The 21,043-nt window shown below is 74.4% G+C and carries 17 protein-coding genes; 11 read left to right on the forward strand and 6 right to left on the reverse strand.

The genetic code is table 11. The features are described from left to right. Window positions 1-25: 25 nt before the first annotated feature. Entirely contained in the window at window positions 26-349 is a 324-nt protein-coding gene (locus tag ACZ466_RS24475) for a DMT family transporter (RefSeq protein WP_378284055.1), read from the forward strand. On the opposite strand, the gene ACZ466_RS24480 is transcribed toward ACZ466_RS24475, so the two are convergent. The 6 genes from ACZ466_RS24480 to ACZ466_RS24505 form a co-directional block, all read right to left on the reverse strand. Beyond that, window positions 346-1,029, reverse strand: a complete 684-nt coding sequence (locus ACZ466_RS24480) for an HD domain-containing protein (RefSeq protein ID WP_378284056.1) — start codon at window positions 1,027-1,029, stop codon at window positions 346-348. The two genes, ACZ466_RS24475 and ACZ466_RS24480, sit on opposite strands and share 4 nt — an antisense overlap. After that, window positions 1,026-1,472, reverse strand: a complete 447-nt coding sequence (locus ACZ466_RS24485) for a hypothetical protein (RefSeq protein WP_378284057.1) — start codon at window positions 1,470-1,472, stop codon at window positions 1,026-1,028. Before ACZ466_RS24485 ends, ACZ466_RS24480 begins: the two co-directional genes overlap by 4 nt. A gap of 95 nt (window positions 1,473-1,567) precedes the next feature. Then, on the reverse strand, window positions 1,568-2,005 hold the full coding sequence (locus ACZ466_RS24490) for a MarR family winged helix-turn-helix transcriptional regulator (RefSeq protein ID WP_378284058.1): 438 nt from the start codon (window positions 2,003-2,005) through the stop codon (window positions 1,568-1,570). A 14-nt stretch (window positions 2,006-2,019) separates the two neighbouring features. Next, window positions 2,020-3,231: an MFS transporter gene (locus ACZ466_RS24495; RefSeq protein ID WP_378284059.1), complete on the reverse strand. Its 1,212-nt coding sequence runs from the start codon at window positions 3,229-3,231 to the stop codon at window positions 2,020-2,022. A 69-nt stretch (window positions 3,232-3,300) separates the two neighbouring features. Next, on the reverse strand, window positions 3,301-3,966 hold the full coding sequence (locus tag ACZ466_RS24500) for a GntR family transcriptional regulator (protein ID WP_378284060.1): 666 nt from the start codon (window positions 3,964-3,966) through the stop codon (window positions 3,301-3,303). 30 nt (window positions 3,967-3,996) lie between these two features. Beyond that, window positions 3,997-5,181, reverse strand: coding sequence for an acyl-CoA dehydrogenase family protein (locus ACZ466_RS24505; protein ID WP_378284062.1), 1,185 nt, complete (start codon window positions 5,179-5,181; stop codon window positions 3,997-3,999). An 88-nt stretch (window positions 5,182-5,269) separates the two neighbouring features. Between ACZ466_RS24505 and ACZ466_RS24510 the strand changes: the two genes are divergently transcribed. From ACZ466_RS24510 to ACZ466_RS24555, 10 genes are all read left to right on the forward strand, one after another. Continuing rightward, a complete protein-coding gene (locus tag ACZ466_RS24510) occupies window positions 5,270-6,415 on the forward strand; it encodes a CaiB/BaiF CoA transferase family protein (RefSeq protein ID WP_378284063.1) in 1,146 nt (381 codons plus the stop codon). A gap of 537 nt (window positions 6,416-6,952) precedes the next feature. After that, window positions 6,953-8,602 carry a DUF4407 domain-containing protein gene (locus ACZ466_RS24515; RefSeq protein WP_378284064.1) on the forward strand — a complete coding sequence of 550 codons (1,650 nt, stop codon included), beginning with the start codon at window positions 6,953-6,955 and terminating at the stop codon, window positions 8,600-8,602. Then, window positions 8,599-9,189, forward strand: coding sequence for a 4Fe-4S single cluster domain-containing protein (locus ACZ466_RS24520; protein WP_378284065.1), 591 nt, complete (start codon window positions 8,599-8,601; stop codon window positions 9,187-9,189). Before ACZ466_RS24515 ends, ACZ466_RS24520 begins: the two co-directional genes overlap by 4 nt. Further along, window positions 9,186-10,577 carry a coiled-coil domain-containing protein gene (locus tag ACZ466_RS24525; RefSeq protein ID WP_378284066.1) on the forward strand — a complete coding sequence of 464 codons (1,392 nt, stop codon included), beginning with the start codon at window positions 9,186-9,188 and terminating at the stop codon, window positions 10,575-10,577. Before ACZ466_RS24520 ends, ACZ466_RS24525 begins: the two co-directional genes overlap by 4 nt. Then, the gene (locus tag ACZ466_RS24530) at window positions 10,567-13,068 is read left to right on the forward strand and encodes an AAA family ATPase (RefSeq protein WP_378284067.1); all 2,502 of its coding nucleotides are present in this window, start codon (window positions 10,567-10,569) and stop codon (window positions 13,066-13,068) included. The genes ACZ466_RS24525 and ACZ466_RS24530 overlap by 11 nt, the downstream gene beginning before the upstream one ends. Next, the gene (locus tag ACZ466_RS24535) at window positions 13,055-15,172 is read left to right on the forward strand and encodes a hypothetical protein (protein ID WP_378284069.1); all 2,118 of its coding nucleotides are present in this window, start codon (window positions 13,055-13,057) and stop codon (window positions 15,170-15,172) included. Before ACZ466_RS24530 ends, ACZ466_RS24535 begins: the two co-directional genes overlap by 14 nt. Then, complete coding sequence (locus tag ACZ466_RS24540) at window positions 15,169-16,413, forward strand: hypothetical protein (protein WP_464043953.1); 1,245 nt, start codon at window positions 15,169-15,171, stop codon at window positions 16,411-16,413. Before ACZ466_RS24535 ends, ACZ466_RS24540 begins: the two co-directional genes overlap by 4 nt. A 28-nt stretch (window positions 16,414-16,441) precedes the next feature. After that, the gene (locus ACZ466_RS24545) at window positions 16,442-18,997 is read left to right on the forward strand and encodes a hypothetical protein (protein WP_378284071.1); all 2,556 of its coding nucleotides are present in this window, start codon (window positions 16,442-16,444) and stop codon (window positions 18,995-18,997) included. 3 nt (window positions 18,998-19,000) lie between these two features. Continuing rightward, window positions 19,001-20,152 carry a hypothetical protein gene (locus ACZ466_RS24550; protein WP_378284072.1) on the forward strand — a complete coding sequence of 384 codons (1,152 nt, stop codon included), beginning with the start codon at window positions 19,001-19,003 and terminating at the stop codon, window positions 20,150-20,152. Further along, window positions 20,149-21,039: a coiled-coil domain-containing protein gene (locus ACZ466_RS24555; protein ID WP_378284073.1), complete on the forward strand. Its 891-nt coding sequence runs from the start codon at window positions 20,149-20,151 to the stop codon at window positions 21,037-21,039. Before ACZ466_RS24550 ends, ACZ466_RS24555 begins: the two co-directional genes overlap by 4 nt. Window positions 21,040-21,043 lie beyond the last annotated feature (4 nt).

Genomic DNA, 21,043 nt, shown 5'->3' on the forward strand with positions numbered 1-21,043 from the left:
TGTACCCGAGGTGCGGGAGTGGACGATGGCCTACCTGTTGCTGGCCGGGGCGATCATCGCCGAGGTCGCGGCGACCAGCCTGATCAAGAACACCGAGGGGTTCACCAAGCTCTGGCCGACCCTGGCGTGCCTGGCGGGCTACGGCACGGCCTTCGTCCTGCTGGCCCAGGCGATCGAGCGGGGCATGCAGGTGGGGGTGGGCTACGCGGTGTGGGCGGGGCTGGGCACCACCCTCATCGCGGTGATCGGCACGCTGTTCCTGGACGAGCCGGTCACGGTCGCCAAGGTCGCGGGCATCGCGCTGGTGGTGGCGGGCGTCGTCACCCTCAACCTCACCAGCGCCCACTAGCCGGGACGGTGGTAGCCGTCGTAGTCGTTCCAGCTGGGAGCCTCGGACATCAACTGCTCCCAGGTGGGCCAGACCTGGCCCGTGCGCTGCCGGACGAGCTCCCCGGGCATGCTGAACGGCGGCGCCTTCTGCGGTTTGGCGAGGGCCTGGCCGATGATGGCGTCTTCGAGCGCCGCCGCGGCGTGCAGGCGGGGCAGGACGGCGTGGACGCGGTCGGCGTAACCGTCCGGGAGGGCCGGGCCGTGCGGGCCGAGGTCGTACCCGGCGCCCGCGGTCACCAGCGCGATCTCGGGACGCTTCCGGGCGGCGACGGCGAAGCACAGGTGCAGGGCGATCGCATCCCAGACCACCGCGATCCGGTCGTCCGCCACGCCCTCGCCGGCGAGGAACCGGGCGGCCAGGTCGGCGCCGTCGATCTCGAAGCTCTGGTCGCCGTCGCCTTCGGCGCTGAGCCCGGCGTCGTGCAGGACGCAGCCGAGGAACAGCAGTTCGTCGTCGTAGTCGCGGCCGGGGCGCAGTCCCTCCTGCTCGCCGAGGAAGCGCCCGTACAGGTAGGTGCGCATGCTGTGGTTGAAGATCGCCGGGTCCTCGATGCGGCGCGCGTGGCGCATCGCCCGGACCGCCAGGTCGGTGCGGGGGAAGGGCAGGCCGTCGAAGGCGTCCATGTCGAGGTCGGTCATGACTCCGCCCCGGGGCGGACGATCATCAGGATGACGACGATCGCCCAGAGCAGGTTGTAGAAGCCGGCGAGCATGGACAGCGTGCGCAGCCGCGCGCCGTCGTCGGGCTCGGCGAGCGCCTGCTTCTGGCGCGGGTAGATGAGCGCGGCCAGCAGGATGCCCGCGGCGGCGGTGAGCACCATCGCCACGTTGATCCAGATCTCCGACATCCGGCCCTGGACGATCGCCAGCGCGATCCCGACCGCGGGCACGGCGATCCCGGCGATGCCGTAGCCGCGGGTGATGCGGTGCAGCGCGGCGGCCACCGCCGGGTTCCGCTCCCCGGAGTCGCCCGTCCCGGCGGTGACCGGTGCGTAGCGGGGGAACAGGCTCGTCGCGATCGCCGAGCCTCCGACGAAGACGATGCCGGCCAGCACGTGGACCGACAGCAACAGGTGTTCCATGGGGCTCCCTCAGCAACCTTCAGTACACCTGAAGGCTAACACCGACCTTCAGGCATGCTGAAGGGGCCCCGCGACGGGGGCGCCCTGGGAAGGGGTCAGGAGCCGCCGAAAGCGGCGCGGACGGTGTCGTTGATCCGCCGCAGGACGGGGTCGGCGTCGGGGCCGAACAGCCGGTCGTCGACCTCCGCGATCGCGGCCTCCGCCGCCTCCAGCAGCCGCGCGCCCTCCGGCGTGACCTCGATGGCCGACGCGGACCCGGCCCGCGCGGTGGTGTCGCGCACCAGCCCGGCCGCCGCGAGCGCCTTCACCGCCGTGTGGACGCTCTGCACGGTGATCCCCGACATCCGGGCCAGATCGCTGAACGACACCCCCGGCACGCCCGCGATGTGACCGAGCAGCCCGAGCCTGCTCACGGTGAGGTCGAGCGGCGCGAGGGCGGCGCTCAGCTCGGTCTCGACCCGGCGCGCCAGCGTGAGCACGATGATGGACGTGCTGGTCACGGGCGGTGCGGGGCGCTCGTTCTCGGCGGTCACGACCCCAGTTTCTCCTACCGCGCCGTCCCGGTCGCCCGCGAGGGGAGGGACGCGCAGGTCGCCAGCAGCAGCACGGCCCCGGCGGCGAGGGCGAACCGCGGCGTCGTGAGGGTGGCCAGGAGCCCCCAGGCGAGGGTGCAGCCGGCGCGGGCGACGTTGTTGCTGATCGTCCACGAGGTCAGGACGCGGGCGAGCTTGTGGTCGGGGGTCCGCTCGATCCGGGCGGTCGCGAAGACGGGCATGAAGAGGCTCGTGAAGAAGACGGTGCCGGTGTGGATCGCGGTGATCGCCGCCAGTCCGGCCCAGCCTCCTCCGACGAAGGGCAGCAACGGCAGCCACAGCACCCGTGCGATCCCCCCGCCGAGCAGGACGAACGGCAGCCCTTGGCGGGCCGCGACCCGCCGGCTGAGCCGCGCCCCGACGACCCCGGCCGCGCAGGGGATCCCGAGCGACAGCCCGTACTGGAACATGCTGAAGCCCATCTCGCGCAGCATCATCACGGCCAGGACCGGCGACATCGCGATGGTCAGGGCGCTGACCGCGACGGTGTTGACGAACAGCGGCCGCAGCATCGCGTCCGACCAGATGTGCCGCCACCCCTCGCCGAGCCCCCGCCACCACGCCCCTCCCTCCGCGTGCTCCGCCGGCTCGGGCTCCGGCGCGCGGATCGACCGGACGCCCAGCGCGGACAGCAGGAAGCTCGCGGCGTCGGCCGTGACCGTGATGAAGGGCCCGAAGACAGAGCTCATCAGCCCGCCCGCGGGGGGACCCACCGCCATGGTCGTCCACAGCACGCTCTCGAACCGGCCGTTCGCCTCGGTCAGGTGCTCGCGCGGGACGAGCGACTTCAGGTGCGCGCCGGACGCCCCGATGAACACGATCTGGCACACGGCGGCGAGCGCGGCGACCACCGCCAGGTGCGCGTACGTCAGCACGCCCGCCAGGTACGCGGCCGGCACGCTCAGCAGCGCGCAGCACCGTAGGACGTCCGCGCCGATCATCACCGGGCGCTTGCGCCGGAACTCGATCCACGGCCCGAGCGGCAGCGCCAGCAGCGCGCCCACGGCGCCGCCGAGCGCCGACAGCAGCGAGACCTGCAGCGCGCTGCCGGCCAGCACCAGCACGGTGATCATCGCGAAGACGTCGGTGGCGACCGCGGTGCCGGCCGTGCTGACGGTGTACGCCCCCCACAGCCGGGTGAAGTCCCGCCCCAGACGACCCCCCACCCGCACCCTCCCCGCGTAGTCCGCCGGGTCAGTGAACCGGTCCGCGGGCCGGCGGGCAACCGGAGGGCGTCAGCCGCCCGGCCGGGCGAGCACTCCGTGCAGGACCTTCAGCGCGCGCTCGCGGTGGTCGTCCATCTCCCGGACGAGCCGGTCGGCGTCCCCGTCCCGGATCGCCTCGATGATCCGGTCGTGGGCGTGCACCGACGCCGACCGCTCCTCGGGCAGGTTGTAGTACATCGCCCGGTAGACCTCGGTGGAGTCCCACAGCAGCCGGATCAGCCGCAGCACGTGCGGCTGCCCCGGCGCCTCCATGATCGCGAAGTGGAAGACGCGGTTGGCCGCCAGCTCGGTGGCCACGTCGCCGGCCTCGGCCGCCGCGGCGCAGGCGCGGGCCGCCTCGGTGACGCGGTCCAGCGCCTCGGCGTCCATCAGCGGCAGCGCGTGCCGGGCCGCCCGCTCCTCCAGGACGCGGCGCAGCTCGTAGATCTCGCGCAGGTCCTCGAACTGCAGCTCGGTGACGAAGTAGCCCCGGCGGGGCCGGTAGGTGAGCTGGCCCTCCTGCTCCAGCACGCGCAGCGCCTCCCGTACCGGCGCGACGCTGAGCCCGGCCTGCGCGGCCACGTCCTCCTGGTTGACCCGCTGCCCTGGACGCAGCGCGCCCGACACCATCAGGCGGCGCAGCGAGTCGACGGCATGCTGCTGGGCGGTGGGAACCGAGGACTGCGGACCGTTCACCGGCGAGAGCATAGCCGTCCCCTTTCCGGGTCAGCGGAACGCCTGGACCCCGGTCAGGGCGCCGCCGATGACCAGGGCGTGGACGTCGGCCGTGCCCTCGTACGTGACGACCGACTCCAGGTTGGTCATGTGGCGGATGACCGGGTACTCCAGCGAGATCCCGTTCGCGCCGAGCATCTGGCGGGCGGTGCGGGCGACGTCGAGGGCGGCGTTGACGTTGCCGAGCTTGCCCATGCTGATCTGCTCGGGACGCAGCCGTCCCGCGTCCTTCAGCCGGCCCAGGTGCAGGGCCGTCAGCGTCGCCCGGTTGACCTCCAGCGCCATGTGCGCGAGCTTCTGCTGCTGGATCTGGGTGGCGCCGATCGGGCGGCCGAACGCGGTGCGCTCCATGGAGTAGCGCAGCGCGGTCTCGAAGCAGGCGCGGGCGGCGCCGGCCGCGCCCCAGACGATGCCGTAGCGGGCCTCGTTCAGGCAGGACAGCGGGCCGCGCAGTGAGGAGACCTCGGGGAGGACGGCGTCGCCGGGCAGCCGGACGCCGTCCAGCACCAGCTCCGAGGTGACCGAGGCGCGCAGCGACAGCTTCTTGTGGATCTCCGGGGCGGTGAAGCCGGGGGTTCCGGCCGGGACGAGGAAGCCGCGCACGCCCTCGTCGGTGGCGGCCCAGACCACGGCCACGTCGGCGATGGACCCGTTGGTGATCCACATCTTGCGGCCGTCGAGGATCCAGCCGTCGCCGTCGCGGCGGGCGCGGGTGCGCATCGCGCCGGGGTCGGAGCCCGCGTCGGGCTCGGTCAGGCCGAAGCAGCCGATCGTCTCGCCGGCCGCCATCCCGGGCAGCCAGCGCGTCTTCTGCTCCTCCGAGCCCCAGCGCCAGATCGCGTACATCGCCAGCGAGCCCTGGACGGAGACCATGCTGCGCACGCCGCTGTCGCCCGCCTCCAGCTCCAGGCAGGCCAGCCCGTAGGCGGTGGCGCTGGTGCCGGCGCAGCCGTACCCCTCCAGGTGCATGCCGAGGACGCCCAGCTTGCCCAGCTCGCGCGGCAGCTCGCGGGGGATCCGCGCCTCCTCGAACCAGTCGCCGGCGTGGGGGACCACCCGGTCGTCGACGAAGGCCCGGACGGTGGCGCGGATGTCGCGCTCCTCGTCGGACAGGGCATGGTCGAGGTCCAGGAAGTCGTGGGGCCGCAGCTCGACCCGGTCGTCGCGCTCGCTCATCGCCGCCGCCTCTCGTTGCGGGAAAATCTTCGAAAATCTAAACTCGATACTCGCATATCATCCTCGAACCTGACAAAGGGCCGCCCACATGACCCATGCCCTGGACGACCTCCGCGTCGTCGACTTCTCCCGCGTGCTCGCCGGACCGCTGGCGACGATGATCCTCGCCGACCTGGGCGCGACCGTGACCAAGATCGAGCGCCCCGGCACCGGCGACGACACCCGGGCCTGGGGACCCCCGTACGACGCCGGGCAGGCCACCTACTACCAGTCCGTCAACCGCAACAAGGACAGCGTCGTCCTCGACCTGGGCACCCCCGAGGGCGCCGCCCGCGCCCGGGAACTGGCCGCCGGGGCGGACGTCGTCGTGGAGAACTTCCGGCCGGGCGTGATGGACCGCCTCGGCCTGGGCTACGAGACCCTGAGCACCGCGAATCCGGGCCTGGTCTACTGCTCGATCACCGGTTTCGGCGCCGGGGCCGGGGCCGCGCTGCCCGGGTACGACCTGCTCATCCAGGCGCTCGGCGGCCTCATGAGCATCACCGGCAGGCCCGACGGGGAACCGCAGAAGGCCGGCGTCGCCCTGGTCGACGTGATCAGCGGGCTGTTCGCGAGCGTCGGCGTCCTGACGGCGGTCCGGCACCGCGACCGCACGGGCCAGGGGCAGCGGGTCGAGGTGAACCTGCTGTCCTGCCTGCTGGCCGCCCTCGTCAACCAGGGCTCGGCGTACACCCTGGCCGGGCAGGTCGCCGGGCGGATGGGCAACGCCCACCCGAGCGTCGCGCCGTACGAGCTGCTGCCCACCGGTGACGGCGACCTGGTGGTGGCCGTCGGCAACGACCGCCAGTTCGCCGCGCTCGCCCAGGCGGTCGGCCGTCCGGAAGTGGCCGCCGACGACCGGTTCCGCACCAACGACGCCCGCGTCGCCCACCGGGACGAGCTGCGCCGGATCCTGGTGGACGCCCTCGCCGCCAAACCCGCCGCCGTCTGGGTGCCCGCCCTCTCCGAGGCGCGCGTGCCGGCCGGTCAGGTCAACGACATCGCCGGGGCCTTCGACCTGGCCGGGTCGCTGGGCCTGGACCCGATCGTCGAGGTTCCGCGCGGCGACGGGACGGTCGCCCGCCTCACCCGCAACCCGATCGGCCTCTCGGCGACCCCGCCCGCCTACCGTTCGGCGCCGCCGTCCCTGGGCGAATCCCCGTCCGCGAATCGCCCTGTTGAAACAGGGCCGTAATTCGCCATCCAACCCGCCCGCTTTACCTTCGCCCTGATCATCGCGTGCCTCAATCGGTCCGGTCGGGCGCCGCCCCCGTACCGGCCCTTCCCGACACGCCGACCTGATCAGGGGGTGTTCCCCGGCGTCCCCGCGATCATGCGCTCCGTCACGGTCGGATCACGCTTCTTCGGCTCATGCCCGGGGTAAGGTGATTTGTTCCGCCGGGATCGGTTACTGTGCCACTCGTTGGCGCGGGCGGATACAGGGACGCCCTGGTGCCGGGGGAGATCGGGATACCGGGGGGCGATGGTGTCGCGTCCGAACGAGCCGTCTCAAGGGCCGGGCCGCGGCCGGTCCATGCCACCACACCCGCCCGAGAGCCCAGGTTCTCCACCGCGTTCGGCCGATCTGCCCGAAGACCGGACGCGCTCGCGCGAGGGCAGCGCGCGGAGGCTCTCGCTGGGCCGATTGTTCCGCGGCGGCCCTGAACCCGAAATGCCCGAGCGGCGTCTATCTCTAGGAGGTTCGGGAGATTCCCCGACGCGGGCGGGAGCGATGAAGAATCCACTGATCTGGCTTTCCGGCGCGGACCCCCAGATTCTCCGGAACGCCTCCACCGACCGCGCGAAGTACATCGGCATCGGCGGCGCCGTCCTGACCACGGCCGGGCTCGCCACCCTCTCCATGTTCTTCGCGATGCGCATGGCGATGGGCGCCCCCGTCTGGGCCGCGATCCTGCTCTCCCTGGTCTGGTTCCTGGTCATCCTGAACCTGGACCGCTGGCTGGTCGTCTCCCTGCAGCGCAGCGACCGCAAGATGCACACCCTGATGCTCGCGGTGCCGCGCGTGCTGATGGCCCTGCTGTTCGGCGTGATCATCTCGACGCCGCTGGTGCTCCAGGTGTTCGACGCCGAGGTCGAGGTCGCCGTGAAGGAGCTCCAGGGGGACGCGTCCCGCGACTTCCAGCAGGAGCTGGTCAACGGCCCCGACGGCCGGCGCATCAAGGAGCTGGAGGCCCAGGAGGCCAAGCTGCTCGCCCAGCGCAGCGGCAACGGGCTGGTGAACCCCGAGGACGACCCGGAGATCAAGCAGCTGCGCGCCTCGCTCCCGGCGCTGCAGAAGGAGTACAAGGAGAACGACGACAAGGCCACCTGCGAGCTCACCGGCGAGCGCTGCACCGACACCAGCGGGCGCAGCGGCTCCGGCCCGCGCTTCCAGAAGTTCGACAAGCGCAGGAACGACCTCCGCCGGCAGATCGACCAGATCAACCAGCAGATCGAGGACAAGGCCAAGGCGCTGCGCACGGAGGCGACCCAGAACAAGGAGGTCCTCCAGGGGCAGGCCGCGCGGGCGCTGCCCGGCGTCCAGGGCGAGCTGAAGACCCTGCGCGACCGGCAGCAGGAGCGGCGCGCCGCCTTCGAGGAGCGCAACAGCGACAACGGCGGCCTGCTGATCCGGCTCAAGGCGCTGGACCGGGCGTCGGAGGGCGAGAGCCAGCTCATGTGGGCCAGGCTCCTGCTCTTCCTGTTCATCACCGTCCTGGAGTGCCTGCCGATCATCGTGAAGGTCCTCCAGCTGTTCGGGCCGCCCGGCGCGTACGACGACGCCGTGTCCAGGCACCGGGCCAAGGACCGGCTGCTGCTCCAGGACCAGATACGCAAGCAGCAGGGCGTCGGCCTGCGCGAGAACAGCGAGCACATCGCGTACTCGCAGATGCTGGAACGGCGCCGCGCCGAGATGCGGCAGGACCTCGTCGAACGGACCATCGAGGCCGAGACCCGCGTCCACCAGGCCGAGCTGGAGCGCTGGGAGCGCGAGCAGATGCGGCAGGTGACCCAGGGCGACCACGGCGGCCAGGCCCACTACGGGCAGCCCTACGACGGCGGCGGCCCGTGGGGCGGCGGCGGGGCGCTTCCCGGCGGCCGCGACCCGTGGGGCGGGCAGGGCGCTCAGCCGGGCGCCCCGGGCGGACCCGGCGGGCCCGTCCAGGACCCCAAGGGGCACTGGGGCTCGCCCCCGCCGCCTCCCGGAGAGCCGATCCAGGCCCGCATCATCCGGGGCATCGGCTCCAACAACAACGGCGGCAACGGCAGCGGCGGCAACGCGGGGACCACCCGCGACGACCTGAGGTTCTACCCCGACCGGCGGGACGAGGACGGCGGCTGGTTCCGGCGGAGGTTCGGTCGCGGAAGGCGCCGTCGATGATGCTGAACGTGGCCGAGACCTGCGGGGCCACCCGCGCCCTCGGCCCCGGTCTGCGCGCGGCGGTCTGGGTGCAGGGATGCCCGTTCCGGTGCCGGGGCTGCCTGGCGCCGGACTGGATCCCCGACCGTCCCGCACGGCACGTGGACATCGCCGACCTGGCCGGCGAACTCCTCGCCGACCCGGACGTGGAGGGGTTCACCTTCTCCGGCGGCGAGCCGATGGCCCAGCCCGGCGCGCTGGCCGCGCTGATCCGCGCGGCGCGGCGGCGGCGCCCGCTGTCCCTGGTCTGCTTCACCGGCCACCGCATCGAGGAGCTGCGCGGCAGGCCCGGCCCCGAGGAACTGCTGCGGGAGGTGGACGTGCTCATCGACGGCCGCTACGTGGACGCCCGCAACGACGACCGCGGCCTGCGCGGCAGCGCGAACCAGCGGATCCACCACCTGACCGGGCGGCTGCGGGACTTCCCTTTCGACGACGGCCCGCGCACCGCCGAGATCCGGCTGCGCGGGGACGAGGCCCTGATGGTGGGCGTCCCCCCGAAGGCGGTGGCGGCGGCCTGGCACGCGCTGGGAGAGGAGCTCTCATGAGCGGGGCCAAGCGGATCACCGTCGGCGAGGGCGAATGGCGGCGGGCCCAGCGGGCGCGGCAGCAGCTCGCGCAGGTGCAGGCCAACCTCCCGACCGTGCTGGCCGACGAGCGGCGCCGGATGGAGCGGGAGCTCAACCGGGTCCACTCGCAGGTCTCGGCCCGCCAGGACCGCGTCGAGGGCAGGCTGAAGAAGCTCAGCCAGCACACCAAGGACCTCGAACGCCGCACCGACGAGCGGCTGCGCGCCCAGGCGCGGCGGCTGAGCGAGGTCCGGGACGAGGCGCACGCGGCGATCGCCGAGCAGGGCCGCCTGCTGCGCGCCGAGCTCGACCGCGAGAGCGAGGCCCGCCGCCGCGAGATCAAGGCCCTGGACTCCCGGGTCGGCGAGCTGCGGGACGAGAGCGACCGCGCGGCCCAGGCGGCGCTGGCGACGTTCCAGGACGCGGTGACCGTCCACGACGTGATCCGCGACGAGCTGCCGCACGAGCGGTTCGCGCCCGGCCGCCTGGACCGGCTGCGGGTGCGGCTCGACGTGGCCCGCGCCAACCTGGAGTCGCAGGCGCCCGGCTTCGCCCTCACGCAGGTGCAGGACGTCTACCTCGACCTCAGCGAGCTGCGCGCCGAGGTGGCGCGGCTCGACCAGGAGTGGCGCGCCGCGCAGGCCGTCGCCGTCGCGACGCTGGGCGCCGTCGCCGAACGCGTCGCCGCCAACGCCACCCGCCCGGTCGTGGACGAGGAGGGGCGCGAGCTGGACGGCGGCTCCCTCGACGTCGACTTCTGGACCGACGGCGGCCTGACCGAGCTGCGCGCCGAGATCGAGCGGCTGACCGGCGAGGCCGCCGCCCCCGACAGCCCGTGCACGGTCGAGACGCTCCGCGCGATCGTCGAGGAGCGCGCGCCGCAGTACGGGGAGCGCCTCGACGAGCTGGTGGAGCGGGCCTCCGGGCGGCTGTTCGCCTCGCAGCGCCGCGTCAACGTCGCCCACCAGATCGCGACCCGGCTGCGGGCCAACGGGTACCAGGTCGGCACCGGGCCGGACCGGCCGACGTACGCGGGCGAGGACTTCCGCGACGCGTTCTTCGCCAAGCTCCGGCATCCCGACGACAGCGAGATCGTCGTCGAGGTCGCGCCGTCCGGTGACGAGGACATGACGGTCCGGATCCTGTCGTACGAGAACGCGCCGTCCGACCACGAGCGGCGCGAGCGGGTGCGCGCGGTCGGCGACGCGCTGCGGACCGACGGGCTGGACGTGGGCGAGGCGGTCGACGAGGGCGGGGAGCCCGACCGGTCGTACCGGGACCTCGACCGGATCCGGCGCGAGCGGACCCGGGAGCGGGCGGCCGAGGGGCGGGTGCGGGACAGGGGCCGGCAAGGCCATGGTTCCTGAGCGGCTGGAGGCCCTGCGGGACGCGGCGCGCGAAGGGGAGTTCGTCCTGCTCGTCTACGGGCCGGGCGTGAAGGACGCCTTCGTGGACGCGGCGTACCGGCGGTACGGGCTCGCCGAGGCGCTGTGGGAGACGCTGCACGACGCCGGGTTCGCCCGGATCGTGTTCTTCTCGCTGCGGGGCATGCTGAGGGTCCGGGACGCGGCGTCCCGGCTGGTGCCGTCCGGTGCCGGCCAGGAGCCGGGGCCTTCGGAGGAGGCGCGGATGGGCGCGGGCTTCGAGGGGCCGCTGGGGCGGGCGATCGTCACGCCGCCGCCGTCCCGGCCGGAGGGGCCCGCGGCGGGCGAGAGCATGGGCATGAGCGACCCGCACGCCCTGAAGATGCTGGACCATCTGCTGGACGGCCCGCCGCGGCCGACCGCCGTGGTGTTCGAGCACGCCGAGGTGATCGCGCGGCACAGCGAGGCGCAGCGGGGCCTGGCGTCGTCCCTGGAGCGCTGGTTCGACTACCGGCCGGGTGTGCGGAAGGCGTGCGTGCTGGTCTTCGCCCGCGACGACCTGGAGGAGGTGGGCCGGTCCGCCGAGTCCGACCACGCCGTTCCCGCGCTGCAGACGGCGGTGAGCGCCGAACGGGCCCGCCGGTCGCCGCGTCCGGGCCTGGTCGGGGCGCCGCGCGAGGAGGAGCTGACCCGGCTGGTGCAGCGCGCCCGCGTCCGCGCGGGCCTGGAGATCGAGGACTGGACGGCGCTGCCGGGCGTCGTCCGGGCCATGGCCGCCGAGAACGAGCCGCTGCGCCGCTGGGAGGACCGGCTGGAGCGCGTCCTGGTCGAGCGGGGCCTTCCGCTGGGCCACCAGGCGCTGCGCGACCTCGGCTGGGTCACCAGCGCGGTGAAGACCGGCGACGTGTGGCAGCGGCTCGCCGAACTGCGCGGGCTCGACCAGGTCAAGGAGCATCTGACGGGGCTGCGCTGGCAGCCGCCCGCGGGGGACGAGCCGCCCGCGCACCACATGGTGTTCACCGGGAACCCCGGCACGGGCAAGACGACGGTGGCGATGCTCGTCGGGGAGATTCTCCGCGAGGCGGGCGTGCTGCGGCGCGGGCACGTCCGGGCCGTGAAGGCGGGCGACCTGGTCGCCGACCATCTCGGCGGCACCGCGCTGAAGACGGACGCGGCGGTCAACGAGGCGCTGGACGGCGTCCTGTTCGTCGACGAGGCGTACATGCTGAGCGAGCAGGCGGAGCGCGGCTTCGGCAAGGAGGCCATCGACACGCTGCTCGCCCGGATGGAGAACGACCGGGGCCGGCTGGTCGTGGTCGTCGCCGGCTACCGGGACGACATGCGCCGCTTCCTCGACGCCAACCAGGGGCTGCGCGACCGCTTCCCCGAGTCCGGCCACCTGGACTTCCCCGACTACGACCCGGCGACGCTGCACGACATCGCGGTGTCGCGGCTGACGTCGGTGGACCCGCCGCACACCTGGGACGAGGAGTTCGGCGCCGCGCTGCGGAAGGTCGTCGAGGGCCTGCACGGGGCGCGCGACGCGCGGTTCGGCAACGCCCGCGTCATGCGCAACCTCGCCGACGAGATCGGGCGGCGCTGGGCCCGGCGGGTCCGCGACGAGCGGTCCGCGCCGCTGGCCGTCGAGGACCTGCCCGAACGGCACCGGATGTTCCTGGACCCCGCGCCGCCGAGCCCGGAGGAGCTGTTCGGGCCGCTGGAGGACATGATCGGCCTGGCCTCGGTCAAGAACGCGCTGCGCCGCCTGGTGGCGCAGATCGACCTGAGCCGGCGGCTCGGCGAGGAGCGGGTCACCGCCCCGCACCTGCTGTTCCTGGGCCCGCCGGGGACGGGCAAGACGACGGTGGCGCGGGAGATCGCCCGGATCTTCCACCGGCTCGGCCTGCTCACCAAGGGGCATCTGGTCGAGGTGGGCCGGGAGGACCTGGTGGGCCGCTACCTCGGCGAGACCGCCCGGCTCACCGCCGACTGCTTCGAGCGCGCGTCCGGCGGGGTGCTGTTCGTCGACGAGGCGTACGCGCTCGTCTCGTCCGACGACGGGCGCACCGACCCGTACGGCCGGGAGGCGATCAACGCGATCAACCAGCACATGGAGAACATGCGCGGGCGCCTGGTGGTGATCGCGGCCGGCTACTCCGAGCCCATGGACCGGTTCCTGGCCGCCAACGAGGGGATGCGGTCGCGGTTCGGGGGGCGGCTGGAGTTCCCCGCCTACGACCCGTCCGAGCTGCTGGCCATCCTGCGGCGGGACGCGGGCCGGCGCGGGTTCCGGCTCGGCGACGGGACCGAGCGCAGGGCCGCCGATCTGCTGGCGCGGGCCAGGGCGGCCGACGGGTTCGGCAACGCGCGGAGCGTGCGCAAGCTGGAGGAGCAGATGTTCGGCGCCCTCAGCGAGCGGGTCTTCGGAAAAGTGCTGGACGACACGACACTGCGGACGTACCTGCCGGAGGATGTCCCCGATGAGCTTTGGTGAGCCGGGCTGCCCGGTGTGCGGGTCGCCGGTCGCGGAGGCGGACGCGGCCGGGAGGTGCGCCGACCCCGGGTGCCGCTGGGTGCTGCACACCGGGTGGATGCCCGGTCCGGGCGACCGGGAGGGCTTCGAGCGGAGCCTGGCCGGGGCCCGGATGGCCTATGACCTGAGGGCGGCGGCGCGGGCGGGGGACGGCGCGCGGCGGTTCGTCCGCGGCGTCCTGGACGAGGGGCTGTGGACGCAGGCGCGGCAGGAGGCCCTGCGGCTGGGCGTCCCCGCGCATCAGGGCGGTGCCGCCAGCGATGGTGTCGGCGGCGGGACGCCGTGGGAGGAGGGCGACGGCGAGGTCGGGGAGTGGACGCGGGCCTACGCCGCCCTCGGCAACCGCCGGCAGGGCGCCCGCCCGGACGGCGCGTTCGTGCATCCCGCCGGGCCGCGGCCGCAACCGGGCGGCGGGCACGACGCCACCGGGCAGGGCGCCGGCGGGCCGGGCGTCGCGGACGGGCCGCGCGCCGAGGGCGCGCTCACCGAGGCGCTCGGCGAAATGAACGACATGATGGCCGTGATCGAGGTCGATCCGTCGGGGCTCAGCCTGCTGTACGTCCGCACCCGCGACCTGGACACCGCCGACCCCTGGCCGTTCCGGGAGCACCACCCGTGGCGGCAGTTCGCGCCCATGCTCTCCGACGACCCCGATGAGCTGGGCTTCCAGGTCGCGGGCGGGCTCCACCGGGTCGACCGCGCGGCCCTCAACGCCGCGCTGGGCGGCTGGCTGAAGGAGCTGGTCGCCCGCATCCGCCCCGACCTGCCGGCCGTGATGGTCTGCACGGCCCCCGGCTGGACCGTCCCCGAGCAGGCCGTCGGGCTGCTGCGGCGGATGCGTCCCACCGCCCGGTCCGCCGCCTCGGTCGTGCCCGTGGCCGAGGAACTGCCGGGCGCGATCGCCCGGCAGCCGCTGCGCTCCCCGTACGCGCTGATCGTCGCCGAGGCGCGGCCGGAGGGCCCGGTTCCGGTGGCCGTCCCGCTGTTCCCGGCGGGCAGCGTCGCCGGCCAGGAGGCGCGGGCCACGGTCACCCGGGGGCCGGGCGGCATTGACCAGGACATCGCGCTCGCCGTCGTGGTCGGCGCCGGGGGCGGCGGGCGCCCGGCGCCCGGCTCGCACCACGAGCCCGTGTCGATCGTGTCGGCCGGGCTGCCGCGCGGCACCACCACGGTACGGGCCGTCCTGGACGGCCCCGGCCGGGTCCGCTGGCTCGAACCCGCCGACATCGGCGTCGAGGCGCGCACCCTGGAGGAGCTGTACGCGCAGACCCGCGCGAGCGCGGTCGCGTCCGGGTACGCCGAGCTGATGTGCGCGGTGGAGCTGGGCGGCCCGCCCGAGCGCGCGGCCAAGCGCAAGGACCTCGTCTCCGGCACGCTGGAGCTCGTCGCCGAGGACCTGCCGGACCGGGCGCGGGTCGCGGTCTACGGCTACTACGAGCACTCGTTCCAGCTGGGCGAGGAGCAGGCGCCGGTGACCGACGGCGTCTGGATCACCGAGCCGGAGGCGGCGCGCGCCGCGCTCGCCGCGCTCCCGCCCGCGGCGGGCACCTGGCAGGCCGACGCCGCGCCGCTGGAGGACGCGCTGGCGGAGATCGTCCAGCGGATCGACGAGGAGCGCAGCGCCCGGAACCGGGCCGGGCCCTGGCCGGGCATGCCGGGACCCGGCGCCCACGAACCCTGGCCAGGGATGCCGGGGCCGGGCTTCGGGCCGCCGGGCGCGCCCGGGATGCCGCCGGTCGGCGTGCCGCGCACGCTGCTCGTCGTCGCCGGGCGGCCGCCGCATCCGCGCCGCCAGGGCCAGGACCGCAGGCGGGAGCTGGCCCAGCCGTGCCCGCGCAAGCACGACTGGCAGGCGGCGTACGAGCGGCTGCGGCGGGCCGGGGTGCGCTTCGTCGCCGTCCTGGACAAGTCGGCCGACACCGGCGACGACATCTGGCGGGCGCTCGGCGCCGACCACCTCGCGGTGGTCGAGGACCTGGGACCCCGCGAACTCGCCGAGGCGCTGCGGCTCGTGCCGGCCGGGGGCCCGAGCCTTCCGTTCCCCCTGAGAGGCGACCACGCATGACACGACCAGCCGAGCCGTCCGGGCCGTACGGGCCCTCCGAACCACCGGGGCCGCCGGGCCCGCCGGGGCCGCCGGGCCCGGCGGGGCCGCCGGGGCCGTCCGAGCCGCCGGCGCCGTCCGGGGCGCCGTCCCGCCGGCGCCGCACCGGCCCGTCCTCCGGGGCCCCGGAGTCCTCTGAAGCACCGGAGTCCTCCGGGCCCGCCGAGCAGCAGACCCCGCCGGGCCGCAGCAACATCGGGATCTGGGGTGCCCCGCAGAGCGGGAAGACGACCTTCCTCGCCGCGCTGCGCACCGCCATGAGCATCGGCGACACCGGGTGGCGCCTGGACGGCGTCGACACCCGGTCCACCACCTTCCTGGCCGACAGCACCCACCAGCTGGCCGAGCTGCGCGTGTTCCCCTCCGCCACGCAGGGCCTGGAACCGCTCTCGTGGCGGCTGACCGGGATGCGGGAGGTCAAGGAGAAGCGCAAGAAGTACCTGCCGGCCAAGAAGGCGTCCGTTCGCGCCAGCGTCTACCTGGACTTCGTCGACCCGCCGGGGCGGCTGTTCGACAGCCAGCCGGCCGAGAGCGACGCCAAGCCGGCCTCCGGCGGCGGCCCGCGCTTCGCGACCGGCGGCCCGTCCGGAGGGTCCACCCCGGACCGCGGCGGCGACCTGCGGGAGCGGCTGGTCGACCACCTCGCCGCCTGCGGCGGCCTGATCTACCTGTTCGACCCGACGCGGGAGAAGGAGGCGTCCGACTCCTACCAGTTCTTCAACCGGACCGTGCTGGAGATCAGCCAGCGGGCCCCGGCGCACCCGCGCGACCACTACCTGCCGCACCACCTCGCCGTCTGCATCACCAAGTACGACCACTACTGGGTGCGCGACATCGCGCGCAAGAACGGCTTCGAGTCGGTCTCCCACCCCGAGCACCTCTTCCCCACCGTGCACGAGGACCTGGCCGAGCTGTTCTTCGAGGAGCTGTGCCGCGCCGACAAGGTCAGCAACGCCGACGCGGTCCGCCGGGAGATCCGGCAGCACTTCTCGCCGGAGCGGACCCGCTACTTCGTCACCTCCGCGGTGGGCTTCTACCTGGACCCCGACACCGGGCGGTTCGACGACGACGATTACAGCAACCTGGTCAAGCGCAGCCACGCCGACGGTACTGACACGATGCACCTCAAGGGCAAGGTCCACCCGATCAACGTGCTGGAGCCCATCATGTGGCTGGTACGGAGTCTGACCGGACCGTCGTGAGAGACGTCGTGAGAAGGGGGGTGGTCGCGTGGCACGGGTGACCGCGGGCTGGGCGCGCCACGGGAAGGCGCCGCGCAGCTTCCAGGACTACGCGGTCCTGGAGTGCGGGGGAGCGTTCTCGGCCGCCGACTATGCCGCGATCCTCGACCGGTACGCGCTGGGCAACCCCCCGCCCGAGAAGACCGGGGACGAGGCGCTCCCCTGGATCACGCTGAGCGAGGTCCAGGACGACGACCACAGCTACCTCGGCGTGTCGGTGCTGAACTGGACCGGGGAATCGGACGGGGCCGGACGGCCGATCGCCGAGACCCGGTACGGCTGCTTCCCCTTCCCCCAGTTCTCCCGGGCGCCGGTGTCGTACCGCGAGCTGGCGACCGCGGTCGATCGCCTCGGCCCGGACGGGTTCGGCCCGGACGGCGCGGACGTGGCCGCGTACGCGCCGGAGGAGCACGAGCGCGACCTGATGCGCGACGGCTGGTACCAGCGGGCCATGGTCGCGGCGGCGATGCTGCTCGAAGGACCGGTGACGATCACGGGCGCGGGCGGGCTGGACGTCGACGAGCGGCTCCGGTTCCTGGACGCGGTCGCGGCGCTGCTGCCGTTCGGATGGCGGACCCGCTTCACCGCCTCGACCTGGTTCCGCGGCGGCAGCCCGTACATCCAGCTCGCCTTCGCCCGGCACTCGCGCGGAAACGGGTTCCACCTCGACTGGCGGGCCGAACCGGTGCAGGGCCCGCCGCCGGGCGCCGACATCGCGGGCCCTTACCTGAAGGAGCTCGGCGAGCTCGTCGAGCGCCGCGGGTTCGGCCTGCTGGAGGTGCTGGCGTTCCTGGGCACGCAGACCGAGTCGCTCGCCGAGGCGGAGCCGCGCCGCGCCGTCGAGATCCTGGAGTGGTTCGACTGGCCCGGGAGCGTGCTCCAGCGGGTCCGCGACGGCGTCGCCGAGCCCGAGGAGCTGCGTACGCTCTTCGACAGCGGGCGCTACGAGGAACTGCCGCGCAAGCAGGACCACGTGTTCCTGCTGTGCGAGCTGATGCGGCTCGGCGGCCCGGACTTCGCGCCCGCCATCGAGAAGGTCTACCGGCCGGTCAACGCGAGCGCGTCCCAGGAGGGCCGCACCCAGATCTGGACGACCCTGCGGGACAGCGCACGCGCCCTGCTGTGGAACAGCACCCCGGACCGGCGGGTGGACGCCTACGTGGGCATGGCCCACCGCCTGGGCCTCGCCGACGATCTGCTCGCCCGGCTGCTGCCGCAGAACGGGGCACCGGGCCTGGAGGTCGACGACAGCCGGGTGGCGGCCGCGGCCTGGCTGGTGGCCCGCTGGGTGGACCCGGCGGGGCCGGAGCCCTGGCCCCGCACACTGGCCGCGCTCAGGACCAACCCCCTGATCGTCTGCGCCCTGATCATCGCGCAGAACGCCGACGCCGACGCGCGGCCCCGGCTGCGGGCATGGCTGGCGAGGCTGGAGAAGACGGTCCCGGGCGAGCTGCTGCGCCCGTTCCAGATCCTCCTGAACGCGCCCGCCCGGCCCCTGGGCGCCGACGATCTCGCCGGCGTCGCCCGGCACGGCGAGGGCTGCGTGTCGGCGCTGCTCTGGCTGGCCACCGATCTGGGGCGGGTGGACCGGGTGATCCCGCCGTTCCTCGACTGGCTGGTGGCGCGGCCCGAGGCCGTCCGCCTCGCCTGGGCCGACCGGCTCGCCACGCTCGCCCCCACCCGCGGCGAGGACCGGGCCGTCCTGGACGTCCTGCTGCTGCGGTCCGGCGCCCGCCCGGCCCACCTGGCGGCGGCCGTCGGCCCGGGGTGGGACGCCTACCTGCGCGCGTTCCGCCGGCACGCGGGCGAGGCGTGGATGCGCCCGGCGCTGCCGAACGCGCGGGCGGGCATGGTCGACCATCTCGTCCGGTCGAACTGGGCCGCCGACGAGGAGCAGGTCCGGGCCGTCGTCCAGGTCGCCGAGGCGCTGTGCGACGTGCCGGGCCAGGACTGGTCGGAGCTCGCCCGCGCGGTCGTGCGCGGCCGCGCGATCAAGCCGCAGATGGTCGAGTCCCCCGAGTACCGGCGGTGGTGGCGGAAGATCGCGGCAGCTTATCCCCGGGTCGTGGAGGAGCAGTACATGACGAGTCTGACGGCGCTGCCGCGCGGCGCGCGCGCCGAGGAGATCGGCCGGCTCGCCGCCGAGTCGATGCGGCAGGGGACGCCCGCCCGGCAGGTCCTGGCCTGGATCGCGAAGTCGGAGGCGCGGCCCACCGGCGAGGTCATGCTGGAGGTCGTCATCGAGACCCGGCGGGCGCTGGTCCAGCTGGGCGCGTCCCGCACGCAGGCGGGCGACAAGGCCGTCGAGATGGCCAAGGCGCTGGCCCAGGGCTACGAGTACGGCGTGGCGAACGGCTTCCGGAACGCCGTGGCCGCGCAGGCCGAGGAGGAGCTGTGGTTCCAGCTCATGCTGGTCGAGGTCACCTCCTCCATACCGCCGGACTACACCGAGCGGGAGGTGACGGGCCGGGCGAGGGACGCGCTCAACGAGGCCGCAGGCTGGATCCGTGACCTGCTCGGCAAGCGCGGCTTCCTCAGGCGGTAGCGGATGAGCAAGCCCGTGGCCGAATGCGGCGCCCTGTGGACCCGGATCCTGCCGCCGGGGGCGGCCGCCCCGATCGAGTACCCGACCCCGCACGGCAGCGTCGCGGCGGTCCTGGCGGAACGGCTGGCGGGCGCCGGCGTCCCGGCCGGGCCGCTGGCGATCGTGGTCCCGGACCGGTGGCTGGACGGCGACCGCCGGGGCGTGGTCCAGCACGAGTCGTTCCGGCAGGAGCTCGCGCCGTTCCCCGACCTGACCTGGTACGGCCGTTCCCCCGCGGTGGCCGCGCTGGCCGCGCGGGACCACGGCGCCGGCGTCTACCTCGTCTGCGACCTGGGCTGGTCGGGGGCGAGCCTCGGGCTGTGCCGCGTGGACGGCCCGATGATCGAACTGCTGGCGGGCGAGTTCGAGCCGCGCGCGGGCGGCGGCGCGTACGCGCAGGCCGTGACGGCGGGCCTGCCCGACCAGGTGCGGCGGCGGTTCGCCGGGGTGCAGGCCGCCAAGGCGGCCAGGGCGCGCGCCGTGCTGTCCCGCGCCTCGGACGGCTACCTGGACGACCCCGTCTACATCATCGACGGCGTCGAGTTCAGCGCCGGGCTGCTCATCGAGCGGTTCGGGCCGCTGGCGGAGCTGCTGGGCGAGCGGATCCGGAGCCTGGGCTGGTCGTACGACCGGCTCGTCGTCAGCGGCGGGTTCGGCGAGTTCCCGCTGGTGGAGCGGGCGCTGCCGGGGCCGGCGCTGCGGCTGGGCCCGGACGCGTCCGTCCGCGGCGCGGAGCTGCTGGAGCGCGGGACGTTCGCGATGGCGCGCCCCGGCCGCGTCGACGTCCGCCTGCCCGTCCACCGCGTGGCGAACGGCCTGCTGGAGACGGCCGAGGTGGAACTCGTCCCGGGCCCGGGGAACTTCGCCTTCCTCGGGCGGGAACCGCTGCTGGTCAGCCGCGCGGGCGACGGGCCGGGCATCGTGCTGCGCGCGGCGGACGGCCGGGTGCCGCTCACCGTCGGCGGCGCGCCCGGGACGATCCCCGTGCGCAACGACGTCGCCTGCCGGATCGGTCTCAGGTCGACGGTCAACGGGTCGGCGCTGCTGCTGTTCAGCCCGCTGATCGCGGACGCCGAGCCCACGCTGGTACCACTGGACGACTGGGAGCCCGCTTGAGCGCCGAGGAGTTGTTCGCGTCGCTGGGCCGCGCCGTGGACGAGCTGGTCGTGGCGGCCCGGGCCGTCCCGCCCGACGACGACGCCGCCGCGTACGCGTTCGTGACCGACCTGTCGGCGGCCCTGCGCCGGCTGCCGGAGCTGCTCCGGCTCGTCCCGGAGCTGGCCGACACGGCCGACCTGGGAGGCACCCGCCGCAGGAGGCTGGAGGAGTGGCACGAGGAGCTGCAGGAGCGGGAGGCGGAGGTCGCCCTGCGGCTGGCCGAGCTGGAACGCGTCCGGCCGCTCGTCGAGGAGCTGCGCCGCAAGGCCGCGCTGCGGGAGCGACTCGGCGCCGAGCTGGACGAGCTGCGGCGCCTGGAGGCGCTGGGCGCCGGGCTCGACACGCTCCTGGACCAGCACGCGCTGATGGACCGCCGCCGCGCGGAGCTCGCGCAGGTCGCCGAGGAGGAGCAGCGGCTGGGCCGGGCGGTCCGGGAACTGCAGGCGGTGTCGGCCGCCGAGCTGTCCGGGCTGCGGGAGGAGGTCGCCCGCGCGATCGACGAGGGCGCCCGGACGGAGGCGGACGTGGAGTCGCTGCGCGCCCGGCTCAAGGCGGAGCAGGCCGAGCTGGAGCGGCTGGGCGCCGAGCACGAGGAGCTGCGCGAGGAGGCGGGGCGGCGGCTGCCGTCCCTGACGCTGCACCGCGACGCGGAGCGCGCGCTCGTCGAGGGGTTGGCGATGGGGGCGCTGACCAAGGCGTCCGGGCTGCGCCACGCCCAGCGCGTCATGGACGAGATCGACGAACGCCTCCGCGCCCTGGACGCGGCGCTCAAGGAGGCCCTGCGAATCCACGACAGCGCCTACGAGCAGGCGAGGGAGGACCGCCCCCTGACCGGCGGGCCCTGACGCG

The organism is Actinomadura rugatobispora, assembly GCF_055379765.1.

Coding starts and splice junctions, on each gene's coding strand:
- ACZ466_RS24475 (WP_378284055.1), top strand. CDS start 26: ATGGCCTACCTGTTGCTGGCCGGGGCGATCATCGCCGAGGTCGCGGCG.
- ACZ466_RS24480 (WP_378284056.1), bottom strand. CDS start 1,029: ATGACCGACCTCGACATGGACGCCTTCGACGGCCTGCCCTTCCCCCGC.
- ACZ466_RS24485 (WP_378284057.1), bottom strand. CDS start 1,472: ATGGAACACCTGTTGCTGTCGGTCCACGTGCTGGCCGGCATCGTCTTC.
- ACZ466_RS24505 (WP_378284062.1), bottom strand. CDS start 5,181: ATGAGCGAGCGCGACGACCGGGTCGAGCTGCGGCCCCACGACTTCCTG.
- ACZ466_RS24510 (WP_378284063.1), top strand. CDS start 5,270: ATGACCCATGCCCTGGACGACCTCCGCGTCGTCGACTTCTCCCGCGTG.
- ACZ466_RS24515 (WP_378284064.1), top strand. CDS start 6,953: ATGAAGAATCCACTGATCTGGCTTTCCGGCGCGGACCCCCAGATTCTC.
- ACZ466_RS24520 (WP_378284065.1), top strand. CDS start 8,599: ATGATGCTGAACGTGGCCGAGACCTGCGGGGCCACCCGCGCCCTCGGC.
- ACZ466_RS24525 (WP_378284066.1), top strand. CDS start 9,186: ATGAGCGGGGCCAAGCGGATCACCGTCGGCGAGGGCGAATGGCGGCGG.
- ACZ466_RS24530 (WP_378284067.1), top strand. CDS start 10,567: ATGGTTCCTGAGCGGCTGGAGGCCCTGCGGGACGCGGCGCGCGAAGGG.
- ACZ466_RS24535 (WP_378284069.1), top strand. CDS start 13,055: ATGAGCTTTGGTGAGCCGGGCTGCCCGGTGTGCGGGTCGCCGGTCGCG.
- ACZ466_RS24540 (WP_464043953.1), top strand. CDS start 15,169: ATGACACGACCAGCCGAGCCGTCCGGGCCGTACGGGCCCTCCGAACCA.
- ACZ466_RS24550 (WP_378284072.1), top strand. CDS start 19,001: ATGAGCAAGCCCGTGGCCGAATGCGGCGCCCTGTGGACCCGGATCCTG.